Raw genomic sequence first — 326 nt, forward strand, 5'->3', positions numbered from 1 at the left:
CACACCGACCCGGTGGGCATCGATCCCTGCCAGGCCGTGAGCCGGGCGCCGGCTTCCTTCGTCGCGCGGCGGCCGATCGCCTCACCGACGTCTGAGACCGGCCCGAGCAGAACGGTCAGCGCCCGGAGCCCGGCCAGTTCGGCAAGCTCTGACCGGCCGATGCTCGGCTCGCGCCCTGTTCCGGTCGACATGGCCTGGTGGGCGGCGGACACGGCGCGGCACAGGGCAGCATACCCACGGCCGCTGGTGCCTCCGTGCGCGAGAACGACGACGCGGCCGAGCGGCAGCCGGTCGTCGTGGTGGACCGCCGGGGCGGCCCCCCCGCC

Annotated in this window: 1 protein-coding gene; it reads right to left on the minus strand. The window is 75.8% G+C overall.

Annotation, left to right across the window (positions count from 1 at the left end):
• Nucleotides 1-326 (minus strand): hypothetical protein (locus QN345_RS20005; protein WP_323509236.1); only part of this gene is annotated, 326 nt, incomplete at both ends.

The organism is Cryobacterium sp. 10I1, assembly GCF_035019805.1.
GTDB lineage: Bacteria > Actinomycetota > Actinomycetes > Actinomycetales > Microbacteriaceae > Cryobacterium > Cryobacterium glucosi.